Origin of the sequence: Methylomonas sp. HYX-M1 (assembly GCF_040741385.1) — a bacterium.
In the GTDB taxonomy this organism is placed as follows: Bacteria; Pseudomonadota; Gammaproteobacteria; order Methylococcales; family Methylomonadaceae; genus Methylomonas; species Methylomonas rhizoryzae.
Genome location: NZ_CP160405.1, coordinates 3,315,249 through 3,332,203, shown reverse-complemented (window position 1 = coordinate 3,332,203; position 16,955 = coordinate 3,315,249). Strand labels below are relative to the sequence as shown.

The following is a 16,955-nucleotide window of genomic DNA, read 5'->3' as shown; positions in this document are numbered from 1 at the left end:
CCTATTCCGATTCACTTAACCTTGCAACCTCTATGAATACCGTTACCACTAGCCACGATGTGGCCGCCCAGGCATGTCAATGTAATCTATGTCAATCCGAGCGCATTACCGTGTTGTACGAGCTGGACGATTTTGCCATCGTGCGCTGCCAAGAGTGCGGTTTGGTGTTTTTAAACATGGCGTTGAACGCCGACAAGTTGAGCGACATGTACAGCGATAACTACTACAAGGAGCGTTCGGACTACTTTCAGGTCGACGTCGATCCCGATCGAGTAGTTAGCGGCGAGGCCGTCGATTTTACCAACTTCAAAAACGGTTTGGCTTTGTTGGAACGGTTCCGGCCGGAAAAAGGGCGTTTGCTTGACGTGGGCTGCGCGCTGGGCGGTTTTTTGGGATTGGCCAAACAAGCCGGCTGGACGGTAACAGGTGTCGATATTTCGCATTACGCCGCCGAGTATTGCCGGGAGCGCTTGGGCGTCGAGGCGCACAGCGGTCTTTTGACCGACATTGCATTCGCCGATGAGACTTTCGACGTAGTGACGCTGTGGGACGTGGTCGAACATTTCGAAAAGCCGGTCGAACAACTTAAAGAAGTCAACCGCATTTTGAAAACTGGCGGTTGGTTGTTAGTGGATACCCCCAACGAACGCAGCTTGATCCGCAGCGTAGCCAGGCTGATTTACGATATCAGCGGCGGACGCGTGGACGGGCCGCTGAAAAAACTGTTTCACCAATTCCATTTGTATTACTTCAACGAAAACACCTTGCGGCGAGCGCTGAGCGATAGCGGATTCGAGCTGGTTTCCCTGCAAGGCCGTCCGCTCCCTGCCGACAAAGGCCGCGCCGGTTTGATCGGCCGCTGTATCGTCACGCTGTTCTCCTGGCCGGAAAAATGGTTGGGCCGCGAATTCGAACTGGTAGCGTTGGCCCGCAAGCGTTGAAGCAATAGGATTGCTCGATCAGCCGAAGCTGTCGGCGATCAAGCTCCGATAGGCGTTTTTTGCATACAGGGCTTCCCGCTCGGCGGCGTCCGGCAGATGGGAATCGCTGACGCCGCCGGCACCGGGTACTGCGGCTATCCGTCCGCTGGAATCCAGTCGATACACGCCCGCTATAGAAATACCGTGATCCGGCGCGACCAAGCTGTAACAGATGTTCAGCCAGCCGGCTTCGCCGGGTTCTCGGTCGTTAAGCAATGCGGTCACCGCCAGGGCGCAGGTTTTGGCGGCCGAATTGGCGGCAAACGCCGATTTGGGGATGGGCGCGAGCTGGGCGGCATCGCCGATGACGTGGATAAAAGGGTCCAGCGGCGACTGCGACGTAGCGGGTAGTACCGGACACCAGCCGGACGCGTCGGTCAAGCCGGATTCCAAGGCCAAGCGGCCTGCGGTTTGCGGCGGGATGATGTTCAACACATGGCCGGAAAAACGGTCGCCGAATTCGGTCACGACGGTTTTGCCGACGGCATCCAAGCGCACGATAGGATTGTCGGCCAAACTGTGCCATTCGATCAGGCTATGGGCGGTGCCGTAACCGTAGTGGCGGCGCCAGCCGGCTTCGAATAAAGCTTGCTTGGAGAAGCTGCGTTTAGGGTCCAGAATCAAAATTTTACTGCGCGGTTTATGCCGCTTTAACCAATGGGCCATCATGCTGGCCCGTTCGTAAGGACCGGGCGGGCAGCGGTAAGGATCAGGCGGTGCGGCGATCAACAGCACCCCGCCGTCCGGCATGGCCTGCATCTGCCGCAGCAGCAATTGAGTTTGCGGGCCGGCTTGCCAGGCATGCGGAAAACGTGCAGCGGCATTGACGTCGTAACCAGCTATTGCTTCCCAGTCGAATGCGATGCCGGGCGCTAGTAGCAAGCGGTCGTATGCCAAATCGGTTCCGCCGGCCAAGTGCAGGCGCCGGCGAGAGCTGTCGATGTATTTCGCCCGGTCCTGCACCACATCAATGTTATAGCGTTGGCTTAAGGCCTGGTAATCCACTTGCAATGCCGTCGGTGTGGATTGTCCGGCAAACAGCCAATTGCTGCCGGGGCAAGTCATGTAAGCGTTTTTCGGCTCTATCAAGGCGATGCGCAGGTCCGGGTCCAAAAAGCGCAGGGTTTTGGCGAAAGTCGCGCCGCCGAAGCCACCGCCGACCACCACCACGCGGGCCTTGCCGGCGGCGTGTCGCGACAACCGGCAGGCGCTCAACGGCGCCAGGCCGGCCACGGCTAGCGTGCGTAAAAACCGACGTCTGGCATCGTTTATCATGGCCTCAGGGCCGTCAAATAAGCGGCCACCCCGGCCAGCTCGGCGTCGTTATAACCTTTGGCGATACGCGGCATTAAGGTGGCGGACTTGCGGTCGTATTTGAAATCCAACAGTATCAGAGTCATTTGTGCGGCCGACAAACCTGTCAGCTTCGGGATGCCGGTGGATTCGGCATGGCTGTGGCAGGTCAGGCAGTTTAACGCGACGGCTTGCGGACCGGCGTCCGCCGCACTGGGCGGTGAGTGGGTCAAGACCAGCAAGCCGGCGGCCAGAGCGGCTTGCGCTGTATTCACCGGCCGCCCCGTTTTTGCCGGAATGCCTCGTACATCAGTACGCCGGCAGCGACCGAGACGTTCAAGCTTTCCACTTGGCCCAGCATCGGAATTTTCACTAAAAAATCGCAGTGCTGGCGGGTCAAATGCCGCATGCCGCTGCCTTCCGCCCCCATCACCAGGGCCAGCGGCAGGTTCAAGTCCAGCTCGTACAAAGTTTGCTCAGCATCTCCGGCCGTACCTAAAATCCAGATATTTTGCTGTTTCAGCCAGCGTAAGGTACGGGCTAAATTGACGACCTGGTAAACCGGCACCGTTTCGGCCGCGCCGCTGGCGACTTTGCACACGGTAGGGGTAATGCCGGCCGCGTTGTCTTTGGTGACGATGATGCCGTGCGCGCCGACCGCGTCCGCGGTGCGCAGACAGGCGCCCAGATTGTGCGGGTCTTGCACCTGATCCAATACCAGATAAAAGGCGGTTGCTTGTAGCCGCTCGACGTCGGTTTTCAATTGCTCTTCGCTAAGCATGCCGGGCAAATCGACTGCCACCACGATACCCTGGTGATTCTTGCCGTCCGCCATCCGGTCCAGCTTTTTGCGTTCGGTTTTTTCCGGTTGCACGCCGAGCTTTTGCAGTTCCTCCAGCACGGTTTGCAACCGGTTGTCGTGACGTTGGCCGTCCACCCAGACCCGGCGAATTTTTTGCGGCGAGTATTCCAGGGCCGCCTGCACCGCGTGCAAACCGAAAAGATGCGTATTGCTCATGTTAACTGTGTAAGAAGCGAAAAATGTGCGCCGGTTCGGATCTGGCGAGCCGGGCCGGGCGTTCATGCTAAAGGCCGGCGATGCGGGATGCAATAAAAATTGTCGAAAGCGATAGTGTCAATGCCGGCAGTATAAACATGAGTGTTAGATGTTCGAATCGAGGCGATTGAAAAGCGAACTGGTTCAAAATTTCCGACTATGCTTGGGGTGTTGCTATACCGCAGGTAGCGATTGCAAAGTAAGGGTGGACTGGATGCAGCGAATCAAGGTCAGACCGGCGGTGGTGGCTAAGCCGCTGGAAGCCGGTCAGCCGACGGCGTATCGCCTTCACCCTTTTACTCGACTTCCCTTGCTTTTGGTGGGGCCGTTCCGTCTTTTGGGGTTGGCGGAACGCGGAGTCGAGCGCACTAAAAACCGGCGCTCAGACCGGTTTCGCACTTGCGGCGGGGCAACATTCTTCCATGTGCCGCCGCGCCCGGGGTTAAAGTCGGCAAAAAGTACGGAGAGTGGACGTAAGCCAGGCATGGCTTAGCCTCGCGGGGACGATGGCCGCTTAATCCATCGGTGATAGCTATGCATAGAAATAACAACAAAGCACTCAGCTGCAGTAGGCAAACGTTTTTCGCGATTGCGTTGTCCATCGGTTTTTTTGCTGCGGCTTTGCCGTCGTCGGCAGCTGAAAACACGGTTTACGTCGAGCAGGGCAAGGCGTGGACCAAGCCCGTCAGAGAGGATTTTTACAGCCGCGACCAAGGTTCGCGCATCATGCCTTTGAAATGGTTTCAAGCCTTGAAGCAAGCCAGCGGCGAAGCTTTTACCGCCGATAACATGCGGCGTTTCGGCTATTTGCCCAACCCGGCCAGTCCGACGCCGGGTCTGCCGCTGGGTTTTAGTACCAACAAAGAGGCGGTCGGCATGACGTGCGCGGCTTGCCATACCCGCCAAATCGAAGTCGGCGGCGTGCCGTACCGGATTGACGGCGGTCCTGCGATTGCCGATTTTCAGGGCTTTGCCGCCGAGTTACGCAACGTGGTGGACAGGACACTCAACGACCCGGCCGCCTTTGCCGATTTCGCGCAAAACGTGCTGGGCAGCGGTGCCGACGCTGAAAAGCAAGCCGAACTGAAACAGGCATTGCAGGATTGGTTCGTGCCGTATCGCACCTTGATGGATAAGGCCTTGCCGAAAGACGCGCCCTGGGGGCCGGCCCGCTTGGACGCGGTAGGCATGATTTTCAATCGCCTGACCGGCCTGGACATCGGTTCGCCGGAACATCAGTACGTCATAGAGGGCAACATCCATTTGGCCGACGCGCCGGTGCGTTATCCCTTCATCTGGAACGCGCCTATCCAGGATAAAACCCAGTGGCCGGGCTTGGCGGACAACGGTAACGATATATTGGGCTTGGCGCGCAATTTCGGCGAAGTGGTGGGCGTGTTCGCCGAGTTTCATCCGCAAAAAGACGACTGGAGAATACTCGGCTACGACTACCTGAAGGTTAATTCCGGCAATTTCGACGGTTTGAAAAGCTTGGAAAACATGGTGAAAAAAATCGGCCCGCCCAAATGGCCGTGGTCGGTCGACAAGGCCTTGGCGGCGCAAGGCAAGGCGATTTATGAAAGTCCGAGCAAAACCGAGCAGGGCGGCTGCGCCGGTTGTCACGGCATTCGCAAGGGGGCGATCCGGTCATGGAAGAAAACCTGGGCGACGCCTTTGTGTAACGTCGGCAGCGACATGCGTCAATTCAATCTGTTGACTTGGACGGTCGATTCCGGGGTGATGGAAGGCGCTTTCATTCCCTTCTTCGAAAAACCGATCAAAGCTCAAGACGCCGCATTCAACGTACTGGGCGTGGCGGTGATGTCGTCGGTGTTGCAGTACGAGAAGCGGTTGGTGGTTAAACTGGAAGACGACATCAAGCGCAAGGCGGAAAAGTTGCACGGTAAACTGGGCATAGCGCCGGATCCCAAAGCCGTCGAAAGTTTACGAAAACTGCAAAACCAGTTGCTTAGCCCGGACGTGATCGATTTGAAAGGGGCGTTTCATCAGTTGAGCAACGCCTGGGTGATGCCGTCGCCGGCGGAAGATTGGCAAACCGATCCGATCTGCAAGGACGACTTTACCGCGCCAGTGCCGAAATTAGCTTACGAATCGCGGGTGATGCAAGGCATTTGGGCTGCCGCGCCGTATTTGCACAACGGTTCCGTGCCGACCTTGCAGGACTTGCTGAAACCGGTCGCCGAACGCCCGGCCCAGTTCAAGGTCGGCCCGGCCTACGACATCAGCAAAGTAGGTTTGGCCGCCGAACAAAGCCAATTCGATTACACCTATAAAACCACGGATTGCAACGACCGCCTATCCGGCAACAGCCGCTGCGGCCACGAGTTCGGCACCAAACTTAACGATCAGGAAAAAGCCGCGTTGCTGGAATATTTGAAAATCTTGTAAACCGCGAATGCGTCCGAGCAACGACTGCTTGGGCGTTGCGCAGTGCGGCTTGCCGGCCGGCTATCGCGGCAAGCCGCCTGCGGATGACGCAGAGGGGGTGCGGCATTTCGGGTGTAGACGCGCTTCATCTGCGCCGTTGGCGCAAGGGGCGTTCAATGTGCATGCGGATTCGCCGTCCGTCAATCGACCTGCATAAAGCACCGGCAACCGTTCGACTATGCGGGCGTTGCCCCTCGCAGCCGGGACGACGGCAACTTAGGCGTGCGGTTTCAGGAACTGAGATGAAAAGCGTCGCTGTAAATATCTTGCAAGCCGGCGCCTTGCAAATACGCTTGGCGCTTGCTGTGCATGACCATATCGGGGTGACCGCAAAGATAGACGCGCCAAGCGTTAAGGTTGGGCAGCTCGGCCATCGCGACGTCGTTGGCCCGTCCCTTGGCAAAACCCGGTTTTACATCGCCGCGCGATACGCACGGGGTATAACTGAGGTTCGCATGCTCGCGGGCCAAGCGTCGCATTTCGTCTATCCAATACAAACCGCTGATTTCGCTGCTGCCGTGATAAAGTCTGATCCGGCCGCGGTGACCTTGCTGCAAGGCTTCCCTCAGGATGCCGTACAGTGGCGCCAAACCGCTGCCGGTACCGATCAGCAACAAATTTTGCGCGGTGTTACCCGGCAGGTAATAACATGAACCTTGCGCGGCGGAGATGTCCATGGAATCGCCGATAGCGACTTCCCTATGCAGCCATTCGCTAAAGCGGCCGCCGGCAAGGCGGCGGATATGAAAATTCACGCTATTCGAATGGTCGCGTTGATTGGCTATCGAATAGCTGCGGGTCAATCCGTCCTGCCGCCGCAGCTTGACGAATTGTCCGGCGCGGTATTCGAACGGTGTTTCGTAACCTAGCGTCAGCAGCAGGATTTCCGTATTCAAGTTCTGTTTGTCCAACACGGTTGCTCGCTGGTAAACATCCGTGCCGTTGCCGAGACTGACCTGCATGTTGGTTTGCGGGTAACACATGCAGGACAGAAAATGCCCGTTCTGCCGTAGAACGTCTTTCAGCCCGGTTTGGGCTTCGACCGGCGGCGGGCCGTCCAGGCTGCGCATCATGCAGCTTTGACAGACGCCTTGCCGACAGCCGTGCGCTACCTCGACCTTGGCCCGCAGCAGGGTTTCCAGCACCGACTCGCCGGCGGCGCCGGCGAAAACCCGATTCCCCAAAGTAATGCTGTAAGCTGGCATTGCGGACCTCAGCGTCCTAACACATCGTTCCGGGTGCTTTCGGCAATGGCCGCCGCTTCGACGATCAATTCCGACGGTACCTTCAATTCTTGCAAAGTGGCGGCTAAATGCTCCATGACCGCGTCGAAATGGCTGTCGTCCAGACCGAATTTTTGTACCAGATGCGCATGCGCTTGGCGCATATCGCTGCCGCTGTAATTGGCCGGGCCGCCGAAAGCCATGGTCAAAAACGCTTTCTGCTTGGCCGCTTGTTTTTCGATGTCGGTGTGATCGAAAAAACGGTTGATTCGGTAATCGCCGAGCACTTTGCGGTAGAAGATATCGACCGCTGCGCTGACCGCGGCTTCGCCGCCAAGTTGTTGATAGAGAGAGGGTTTGCTGTCTGTCATGGTTGGAATCTCCGCAGAGGTTGTAGGTTATGGTGACATCGGACGGGAATAGGATAGTCTCGAAAATAAACTTTTACAATATAAATATGTTAAAAGTGCGTTTTTGCCTGCCGTGCCTTGCCGAAAGGGTGTGCTAAACTCCGCAGCCTGTAGCCGATCAACCTTCATATTCAATTTCTTATAACGATGCAAACAGCGCCGGCCTCGCGCCAAGAACAAATTCTTACTCTGTTGCTGAATGCCGGCGCAGGCCTGTCCATCGACGAAATGGCCGAAAAATTGGGTATTTCCAGAAACGCCGTGAAACAGCATTTGGATGGTCTGGAAAAACAGCAACTGATCAAGGAAGCGGCTTTAACCAACACCGGCGGCCGGCCGGCCCGCAGTTACGTATTGACGGAGCAGGGGATCAATCACTTTCCCAAGCAATACGCCTGGTTTTGCAACCTGCTGCTGGAAGAGTTGGCCGAACGGATGGAGCCGGCCGCGTTGGAGGACATGATGTGGCACTTGGGTAGCAAATTAGCCGCTACCTTGCTGCCGCAATTTACCGGCAAAACCCCGCAAGAAAGATTGGTTTCCTTAATCGGGCTTATGCAAAAACTCGGCTATCACGCCGAAATCGATAGCGCGGCTGAGCCGGAGACCTTGGGCATCAAAGCGGTAAATTGCGTTTATCACGATGTGGCGAAAAAGTATCCCGCACTTTGTCAGTTCGACCGAGCTTTGCTTGCCACCCTATTGGACAGGCCGGTGCAGCAAACCTCTTGCATCGCCAAACAGGATTGCGCATGCCGATTCCGCTGCCGGCAAGCCGGCGGCGAAGCCCCGGATTCAGAATAAAAACGGGCGCGGGATTTTCAAGCTAAGGCATTGCGCGTCGGGTCATTTGTGCTAGGCCAATCAACGCACCTTAAAGCGTAGGATTTCGCGGGTGCGCCAGCCGCTACTCGTCGCGGACCTTCGTCCGGCATCTTTGGTTTTATCGACATCAGCTTAAATCATCCCCGGCTTTGTATGGGATGATTTAACTTTTTTACGATTACAGCTGTTTAAAATACGCGAGGCCGCTTGCTGGAATGACAATATCATCGAGGATTTACTGCGGTCCTTCCGGACGGATGCGGCGCAGTCGGCAGCGATTTATAGTGTCGATTCATCGATCGCTAACATACCGGTCTTAACCTATGCGCGTGGTTTTGTCCGATTTACTGCAGGGTTGAAAGGATAAACTGAATATATGATCGAACTTGTGTGGATAGGCTCGGCTTATTTGATGGGCTTGGTGGTCAGCAGGATATTGCTGCCGCCGTTGGTTGGCTATTTGCTTGCCGGATATTTGTTACACAGTTTCGGATGGGGTCAATTCAGCGCGTTGGCGCATATCGCCGACATCGGCATCCAGTTATTGTTGTTCAGCGTCGGCTTGAAAATAAAGCCGGCGACCTTGATTCGGAGCGAAGTGCTCAGCGTGGGCGGCGGGCATTTGTTGCTGGTTACCGGTATTTCTTCGCTGGTATTTTTCTGGCTGGACGAGCAAATGAGCGGTGGATTGCTGTTAGGGGTCAGTTTGGCGTTCTCCAGCACCGTTTTAGCCATTAAAGTGTTGGACGACAATGGCGAACTGTCGTCGTTTCACGGCCGCGACGTGATCAGCATTCTGATTTTGCAGGATTTGATTGCAATTGGGTTGTTGGCTTTCACCGATGGACGCCAACCGACGCTGTGGGCGCTGGCGCTGGCGCTGATTCCGCTGCTGCGGCCCCTGGGTCGACTGCTGCTGCAAGTCAGCCGCAACGCGGAGTTGCAAATGCTGTTGGGCGTGACCATGGCCTTGGCGGGCGGCGTGCTCGCCGAACACCTCAATGTTTCTGCGGATATCGGCGCGTTGTTGAGTGGCATGATGTTGGGAGGTCATGAAAAATCCGAGCAGATTGCCCATAAATTATGGGGGGTGAAAGAGCTATTTTTGATCGCTTTCTTTTTGCAAATCGGTTTGACCGGTTTGCCGAATAAAGAGCAAGCCGTCGCCGCGCTGGCCCTGCTTGCTACGCTGCCGTTGCAGGGCCTGCTGTTTTTCGGCTTGTTTATCTTGGCGGGCTTGAGGGCCCGCACCGCGTTCGTGTCGTCCGTTGCATTGACTACCTACAGCGAATTCGCCTTAATCACTACCGATGCCATCGTCAAATCGGGTTTATTGACACCGGAATGGCGTTCCATCATCAGTTTGGCGGTTGCCGGTTCGTTGGCCATCGCGGCGCCGGTCAATCGTTATTCCCACGTGATATTCGCGGTATTGGAACCTTTTTTGACGCGTTTGGAGGACAAAAAGCGCTTGGTCCATATAGACCGTATTCCCAATTCTTTCGGTGCGGCGGAATGGTTGGTCGTCGGCATGGGGCGGACCGGAACGTCCGCCTATGCGGCTTTGCACCAGCAGGACAAATTGGTATTGGGCTTGGATGCGGATCCCATCGTCGTGGAAATGCAGCTCGCGCAAAATCGCAGGGTGATTTACGGCGATTCCGAAGATTCCGAACTTTGGAACGGTTTGCAGCTGGAAAAGATTAGCGGCGTGATGTTAACCATGCCGGATTTCGGAGCGCGCCGCTCCGCGATTACCCAGCTAAAAAACCGGGGCTTCAAAGGCAGTATCGGCACCTTGTGCTACGACAACGACGAATACGCGGAGCTAGTCGAGCTAGGCGCGCGCTTCGTCATTCATCCCTTGGTCGAGGCCGGTAACTTAATGGCACGGCATATGCTTAACATAAAATGAGATCGCCGGTGTTTGGAAATTTTTTAAGGATGGGTTAAGCGCTGGGGTCGATATTGCCTCCCGACCGAATTGATACCGTTTTTGAGTAAATTGGAGACAACATGATGCAAGCGAATCAAGAAACCGATAGCGATAATGCGTTTTGGCAAGTGAGAACCGCCATCAAGAGCTTAATGAATTTTCAGGGAGAAGATGACGAAGACGACGTGATTTATGCCGCTAACAAATTGAATTTCGTATTGCGGGTGGTCCACGACAACCATAGAGCATGGAATGACGAAACGATCAGGAATTTCGTTTTGATTCAAAATGATCCGCTTAAACACTTAAATGTTAAATCCGAAAAGTTGAACCATATCGTGCGGAAAATCCAGCAAGAGATGATAGTCAACTTTTCTTGAAGGCAGGCGCCAGGCTGCGCTTGCCGAACCAGTCAACAGCGCGCTCTCCGTTGCGCCAAACTTGGCTTTTCCCGCCGCTCAAACTTGCTAGCCGTCAATGTGCCGGATCCGGCAACCCTTTATTCGTTAGGTTCAGCTTGCATCGAAATCTCCCGCCAAGCCTGGTTCGGATATTTAGCACAGAAATAATCTCTTAGCCAAATGCCGGTATCCGTATGCTTGAATGCTTGTGCATCGGGCATCGATGCCAGACGTTGGCGCACTGCGTGATCGGGTATCAGCAATAGTTCTATATCGGCCATGGCAACGAATTTATGCGGTTCCGTAATGCGGCCGTTAAAGATTTTGAACAGTTGGTGTTTTTTTAATTCCAGGTGTTCCGCCAATTCGTCTTTAAATTCCAAAAACAGCATCAGCAAATCGCTGCCGCTAAAGTTGGAGTCGTGCAACGGGTGTAGGCGTTCCAGCAAGTGGTGTACCGCAAAGCGATACAATTTGGATTCGCGCACCATTAAGCGAGCCGCTGTGGAACGTACGGCAATTCGGTCTTCGTTGCTCAAGCGAATCGATACGATATTTTTTCTATCGTCGAGCGAAGCGTTTTGGTTCGATGTCGGCATTTTTCGAAGAATCGGTAGTGTCTAGGGTTTACTTTATGCCGATCAGAATAATGCAAGCATGTTACGGCTTTATAACGGTTTGATTACACAAGGCTTTATCGTAACTTAACATTAATGATGGCTAAGCTCGACACGCAGCCTGTTTTTGAAAGCCGGCCGGGAGCGGATTTGGTATTAATTCCGTCAATTTGTCTTAAATCCGACATTGGCCTGACGAGAGGTACGAGGGGTTAAATATCCTCATCGCACGCCAGTGCCGTCGTCTAATGCCATGGACGGCTACTTCAAGCACTTTGCAGCTCGGCTTTCGGCAAGCCCCGCCGGAATGACGGTGTTAGAACTAGATAGGAATAGCCAAAGAGGGCTAACAGTAACGCTCATGAAGGCCTTGCAATCGCCCCGCATTAGTGTTTTGGACGGCTGCCGCGCGACTTTATTTAGGCATAAAAAAACCGGCGGTTAAGCCGGTTTAGTCTGACCTAAGTCATTGAATTATGGCGGAGAGCTAGTCCGCCTAACAAAAGTCCGATATTGTTTTTATCGTCCTAAATTCTTGTTAAAAAACGATAAGTTACAAATTTATTGTCCAGCTTGGTTTGATAAAATATACTCCAATCCGATGCCGAAAGTAGGGTAGGAAGTAGGGTAGGATTTATGAGTCGGATTTTGAATAAGCTGAACACACGCAAGGTTGTGACAATCAAAACTCCCGGTTATCACAGTGATGGTGGTGGTCTTTACCTACAGGTTAGTCCGACACTTTCAAAAAGCTGGATTTTCAAATTTGTCAGGAATAAAAAGGCTACCGAGATTGGTCTGGGTAGTTTTGGCGATATTTCGCTGGAAGCAGCCAGGGAGCAAGCATCTGAGTACCGAAAGCTGCTCAAGCAAGGTCTGAATCCTCTGGTCGAAAAACGGAAAATTGAACGCGAGCTTCATTTGTCCGTCGCCAAGTCAATGACATTTGCAGAATGTGCCTCCGCTTACATTGAAATTAATCGCCATGGCTGGAAAAATCCTAAGCATGCTCAGCAATGGTCCAATACCCTAGAACAGTACGCATATCCAACCATTGGCAAACTCCCGGTCGCGGAAGTCGATACGGCACTGGTTGTTAAATGTCTTGAAGGAATCTGGACGTCCAAAAATGAAACGGCCAGCAGATTGCGAGGTCGCATCGAAACGGTGCTGGATTGGGCGACTGTAAGCAAATATCGAGAAGGTGAAAATCCAGCTCGATGGCGTGGTCATCTTGACAAGATATTACCTAAACCATCCAAAGTTCAAAATGTCGAACATCACGCCGCATTGCCTTACACGGATATATCGGAATTTATTGTAAAACTAAGAAATCAACAAGGCATAGCCGCGCGATGTCTGGAATTTACGATCCTTACCGCTGCCCGAACCAATGAATCCATTGGCGCAACTTGGGATGAAATAGATGTTATCAGTCAGACGTGGACCATTCCCGTCGAACGGATGAAAGCCAACAAACCTCATCGAGTGCCCTTGTCGCCTCGGGCAATGGCTATCGTTCAGGAGATGAGTCTACTCAAAACGAATGAATTTGTGTTTCCTGGGTTAAAAAGAGGTTTGTCGAATATGGCCATGCTGCAACTATTAAAACGCATGGGCCTACCGGAACTGACGGTTCACGGATTTCGATCTAGTTTTAGGGATTGGGCTGCTGAAACAACCCATTATCCCAATGAAGTAGTTGAAATGGCATTAGCCCACACGATTAAAAATCAGGCAGAGGCCGCGTATCGCCGAGGCGATTTGATGGAAAAGCGATCTCAGCTCATGGCCGACTGGACTATGTATTGCGAGCAGGGTAATCAGGCTTTAAGGTAGTGTTCCGGTTAAGTTCAAATAGTAGCGCGTATGTTTGCGTTCTCCCGTTCTAAACAATACGCCCTTGGCGACCAGATCCTGCAGATCACGCGTGGCCGTTGCTGAAGGTGCCCCCGTGATGCTGCGATATTTGTCTGCACTGAGTCCGCCGGTGAAGCCATCCGGACCTTCCCGAAACATTCTCGCCAACGCTTTTTCCTGTCGCGGATTCAGATGCCCACGCACGTGGTCGTAGAGTTTGGTTTTTTGAATTAAGAAATCGATCCATTGATGGGTGTATTCCTGAGCGGCCATTACCAATTCGGCGAAATAAACCAGCCAATCAGTCACGTCGATTTGCTTGTTAGCCATTTCCAAAGCGGTGTAGTACGCATTACGGTGGCGTTCGATGGTAAATGCCAGGGCGATTAATGTCGGTTGCCCCAGACATTGGGCCAATGCCTTTTCGGCAATGGCGCGACCGATGCGACCGTTACCGTCTTCGAACGGATGGATGCTGACAAAATAAAGATGCGCGATCCCCGCGCGCTGTAAGGTCGGCAAGGGCGTGTTTCCATCAGGTGCCGTGCTATTAAACCAATCAATGAACTGATCCATTTCCGGCGTCATTTGGCAGGATGGCGGCGCCTCGAAATGGATCTTGGGCGCATAAATGGGACCTGAGACAATTCGCATCGGGTCGTCGTGTGTTCGATACCGTCCGACATCCTGTAGGTCGCTACGACCGGCCGTAATCCAAGTGTGCCAGCGATACAACTGCTCATGACTTAGTGGGGTAGAAAAATGCTGGTACAAATCGACCATAACCTCCGCGATGCCTTGCTCGGCTGGCGGGACTTTTCGATGATCGGTGGTTAAACCGAATTGACGGCAAATCGAAGATTGCAGGCTGTCCCGGTTGAGATATTCGCCTTCAATGGCTGACGTTTTCAAGGCTTCATTGCTGATTAGCTCGATGGTCAAATGCCGCTTGTCGTCTTCAGACAAATGCTTGATCGCGCCGAATGACACACCGGCGCCGAGCAACAAGCGCTTTTCAAAATCGTCCAGCTGCGTCGCGTTGTAGGTGAAGCACGGCCAACCCGCCAGTTGCCAATTCCAGATCATGATTAATACAAAATGATTTTATCGATCATAAATATATCATTTATTGAACGATAAAGGACCTGTTTAAACATCACGCAGCCTGCATTGCGACTCTGGGAACACCCGAGCACTGTAACTGTTGAAAATGAGATTACTGGTATTACCGGTGTTACCACCCTGTCTGGTGTAGGCTGCAAAGGATATGTCGACGGATTACCTAGTGTTACCGGTATTACTCGCAGACGATGTCTATAAATAAAATAAGCCTCCAGATCATCGAGGTCTCTCTCTTATCGAAATCGATTTTGGCGTCACCCCAGTTTTTAATACCCCGATTTTCAATGGCGGTTGGTGCGAAAGTCATTCATGTCGTTAAATCTGAATTGTCCAATAAAATCCAACGCCGTCCAGCCTGTATTCATCACTTAAGCAATTGAAATAAAATGAAAAAACCATTTGACAGTCGCTTAATTTCAACCCCAAAATAGCCCCGCACGTAGAACTTTTCGGGACGAAATTTTCACAAACAGTTTTTGCACCTGATCAGGCGCACGACGAATCGTCGCTGTCGAAGCCACGACCTTGGGTCGCACTTTTTTGCCATCGACTTGCCAAGAGCACAGCTCGTCAACCGCCGATTCATAGAGCCCGACCATTGAGCCCAATGGCCCGCTGATCAAATGTAATTCGTCCTGAATAATCAAATCCGGTGGCCGTAATGCGCCATGGGGCCGATTTTTGACTGACGGCAAACCATTACGGGAAGGATGGGATTGCCCATCATCGATTTCCGGCGACAAAAAGCCGTGCCGATCACACACCTCCGTAACCTTTCCAAACAGCATTTGCGTTTCGCCTTTCCAGGGCATTTGCGCAAATTTATCGACAGTGGCAATTAATAGCGAGGGCGGCCGGCGATAGATTTCTTCATCCACCACCATCACCGGCAAACCTTCCTTCGGTGCTTTGGCTTCGGAAAATTCGCATCGTCCTAAATCGTCGCCGCAATAAGTGACGCAGCGGCCAATGTCGCTAGGTGCTTCATAGACCCGCAAATGTTTTTCCTTGATCTCACAACCACACCAAGGACAGGACGTGATTTGTTGCGGTGTACCCGAGGCCGACGGTCTGCCACCGACATTGCGCTGCCGTAAAGAATTGGCTGCAGCGGCAAGGGTATTTGGAGTGGTTTTATTACCCACCCAAAGCCCCAGACGAAAGGGTGTTTCACCCCATTTGCCAATATCAGCCTGACGAATCGACTCGCAGGCACACATTAATGCCGCTGCCCGTTGAAACTGTTGCAGCGTCAATAAGCGTAGGGTATAACGCATTAAAACTGCTACGCCATGGTCGCCGCGTCGACCCTCGATTTCGCCTTGTAATCGCCGTAATGCCAGGGTATAGGCCGTCAAACCCAGATATGCTTCGGTTTTACCACCACCGGTAGCAAACCAAAGCAAGTCGGCAACCGCATCGGTTTCATGACTACGATCAGGGTGATGCAAATCGGTCAGACTCGGTAAATTCAGTAATACGAATGCCAACTGAAACAAACGCCAACTGCGGTTTTTGGCAACATCCAAGGAAGAAGTGCCATCTTCCAGTTTGATTTCCTTTTTCCGCACTTTTCGGGAAAAAGTGGTGTGAATCCGCTGTTGCCACATCGCCCGATTGGCAAATCGAAACGCTTCCTCCGCCAGCGTATCGTTTTCGATCAAATCGATACCGGCCTTAATCCGTTGCAAGGCCCGTGTGCAACGCTCCACGGCTCGGCGCGCCGTTTCCTCATGACCATCGAGTTTCTCAGACGGCAAGGTCAATTTGTTGGCTTCTGCCTTGATCCACACCCGGTAAGCAGTCTCAATATGGCGCAAGCTGGCAATTAAGCCTTCCTTGGGTAAATCCGCCAGGGCCTTCATGTCCATACTCAAGCCTGCCAGATTTTCATCGTCTGCCGCAGACCGCGGGGTTTGTTGCGGCACTTCAAAACAAGGCACCCATTCGGTTTCTACTTGGCTGGCACGCTCTGCCAAAGGCTCAGGTAACGTGGCATGCACCGAAATGCCGTGACCGACGGCAAACTCACGCTGATGCCGGTAAAGCATATCCAAAGTTTCCGATTCCTCACGCGTCAACGGGTCCATTTTCGACAAATCAAGTTTGGCATTTTTGCGTTGCACAAAAATCGGCCGGTTATCCGCAGCATACACTTTGAGCTTCGGTTGAAATACCCACACCTCGTCTTTCGGCTCGTTCCGGCCTTTACGTTCTTCCTGTTGATTGATCATGAATAAAGTAACGACCCAGCCGTCCGCAGTCGAACGGATACGTCCTTGCAGCAACACCAAGGGGTGGTCGGGATGAAGCGCTTGTGGGGCAATATTGCCTTCCTTCAGCACTAACGGTAACTCTGGCGCAACCACCGGTTTGCGCTTCCAGACATTGGCAGGATTGCCGTCTTTGTTCTGCTGATTATCGCTTTTTATCCGCTGATATTGCCCCCATTCGGCAGCAACCAGAATGTCAGCCGTTTCGGATGCCACCACAAAACTCAAACCCATTGACGACGGAAAGTACGTGCTGCCCGCAGGTACGCCGGCATCGGTGTTGCCTTCTTCGCCTTCATCGCCGTCGCCCGTTGCCAATTCGTCCAATTCGCCGCCGGCTACCTCCTTGTCCTTCGGCGCCAACATGCCGACCAAATAGCGCTGGTAGGCATGGTCTTCATATTGGTTTAATTCTTCCTCAACACCACCGGCAGGGCCGAGAAGATCGCGAATGACCATTTGAGTCAATTCGTCGCGAATCGAAGTGGGGGTAGGCGCAGACAGCGTCAT

At 53.4% G+C, this 16,955-nt stretch carries 14 protein-coding genes; 6 read left to right on the top strand and 8 right to left on the bottom strand.

What is annotated here, in order from left to right:
- Nucleotides 1-32 precede the first annotated feature (32 nt).
- Nucleotides 33-941, top strand: a complete 909-nt coding sequence (locus AB0A83_RS15035; RefSeq protein WP_367154600.1) for a class I SAM-dependent methyltransferase — start codon at nt 33-35, stop codon at nt 939-941.
- A gap of 18 nt (nt 942-959) precedes the next feature.
- Here the strand turns inward: AB0A83_RS15035 and AB0A83_RS15030 are convergent, their stop codons facing one another.
- Genes AB0A83_RS15030 through rlmB form a run of 3 tightly spaced genes read right to left on the bottom strand, consistent with a single transcriptional unit; the run spans nt 960 to nt 3,291 of the window.
- Nucleotides 960-2,255: an FCSD flavin-binding domain-containing protein gene (locus AB0A83_RS15030; RefSeq protein WP_367154599.1), complete on the bottom strand. Its 1,296-nt coding sequence runs from the start codon at nt 2,253-2,255 to the stop codon at nt 960-962.
- Nucleotides 2,252-2,548 (bottom strand): cytochrome c, encoded by a 297-nt coding sequence (locus AB0A83_RS15025; protein WP_367154598.1) that lies wholly within the window; start codon nt 2,546-2,548, stop codon nt 2,252-2,254. Before AB0A83_RS15025 ends, AB0A83_RS15030 begins: the two co-directional genes overlap by 4 nt.
- Nucleotides 2,545-3,291 (bottom strand): 23S rRNA (guanosine(2251)-2'-O)-methyltransferase RlmB, encoded by a 747-nt coding sequence (gene rlmB, locus AB0A83_RS15020; RefSeq protein ID WP_150049806.1) that lies wholly within the window; start codon nt 3,289-3,291, stop codon nt 2,545-2,547. Before rlmB ends, AB0A83_RS15025 begins: the two co-directional genes overlap by 4 nt.
- A gap of 573 nt (nt 3,292-3,864) precedes the next feature.
- Between rlmB and AB0A83_RS15015 the strand changes: the two genes are divergently transcribed.
- Entirely contained in the window at nt 3,865-5,739 is a 1,875-nt protein-coding gene (locus AB0A83_RS15015) for a di-heme-cytochrome C peroxidase (protein ID WP_367154597.1), read from the top strand.
- 269 nt (nt 5,740-6,008) lie between these two features.
- Here the strand turns inward: AB0A83_RS15015 and AB0A83_RS15010 are convergent, their stop codons facing one another.
- Nucleotides 6,009-6,983 carry an FAD-binding oxidoreductase gene (locus AB0A83_RS15010; RefSeq protein ID WP_150049802.1) on the bottom strand — a complete coding sequence of 325 codons (975 nt, stop codon included), beginning with the start codon at nt 6,981-6,983 and terminating at the stop codon, nt 6,009-6,011.
- A gap of 8 nt (nt 6,984-6,991) precedes the next feature.
- The gene (locus tag AB0A83_RS15005) at nt 6,992-7,372 is read right to left on the bottom strand and encodes a group 1 truncated hemoglobin (RefSeq protein ID WP_150049800.1); all 381 of its coding nucleotides are present in this window, start codon (nt 7,370-7,372) and stop codon (nt 6,992-6,994) included.
- A 186-nt stretch (nt 7,373-7,558) separates the two neighbouring features.
- On the opposite strand from AB0A83_RS15005, the gene AB0A83_RS15000 reads away from it, so the two are divergent.
- From AB0A83_RS15000 to AB0A83_RS14990, 3 genes are all read left to right on the top strand, one after another.
- A complete protein-coding gene (locus tag AB0A83_RS15000; RefSeq protein ID WP_150049798.1) occupies nt 7,559-8,215 on the top strand; it encodes an HTH domain-containing protein in 657 nt (218 codons plus the stop codon).
- 397 nt (nt 8,216-8,612) lie between these two features.
- Nucleotides 8,613-10,151 carry a cation:proton antiporter gene (locus tag AB0A83_RS14995; protein ID WP_367154596.1) on the top strand — a complete coding sequence of 513 codons (1,539 nt, stop codon included), beginning with the start codon at nt 8,613-8,615 and terminating at the stop codon, nt 10,149-10,151.
- Nucleotides 10,152-10,252: 101 nt separating this feature from the next.
- Nucleotides 10,253-10,552, top strand: a complete 300-nt coding sequence (locus AB0A83_RS14990; protein ID WP_190303162.1) for a hypothetical protein — start codon at nt 10,253-10,255, stop codon at nt 10,550-10,552.
- Nucleotides 10,553-10,671: 119 nt separating this feature from the next.
- Here AB0A83_RS14990 and AB0A83_RS14985 read toward each other — a convergent pair whose 3' ends face one another.
- A complete protein-coding gene (locus AB0A83_RS14985; protein WP_150049792.1) occupies nt 10,672-11,172 on the bottom strand; it encodes a hypothetical protein in 501 nt (166 codons plus the stop codon).
- A 654-nt stretch (nt 11,173-11,826) separates the two neighbouring features.
- On the opposite strand from AB0A83_RS14985, the gene AB0A83_RS14980 reads away from it, so the two are divergent.
- Nucleotides 11,827-13,029: a tyrosine-type recombinase/integrase gene (locus AB0A83_RS14980; RefSeq protein WP_367154595.1), complete on the top strand. Its 1,203-nt coding sequence runs from the start codon at nt 11,827-11,829 to the stop codon at nt 13,027-13,029.
- Here AB0A83_RS14980 and AB0A83_RS14975 read toward each other — a convergent pair.
- Together AB0A83_RS14975 and AB0A83_RS14970 are read right to left on the bottom strand one after the other, a co-directional pair.
- On the bottom strand, nt 13,021-14,136 hold the full coding sequence (locus tag AB0A83_RS14975; protein WP_367154594.1) for a Fic family protein: 1,116 nt from the start codon (nt 14,134-14,136) through the stop codon (nt 13,021-13,023). The two genes, AB0A83_RS14980 and AB0A83_RS14975, sit on opposite strands and share 9 nt — an antisense overlap.
- 452 nt (nt 14,137-14,588) lie before the next feature.
- A complete protein-coding gene (locus tag AB0A83_RS14970) occupies nt 14,589-16,955 on the bottom strand; it encodes a hypothetical protein (RefSeq protein ID WP_367154593.1) in 2,367 nt (788 codons plus the stop codon).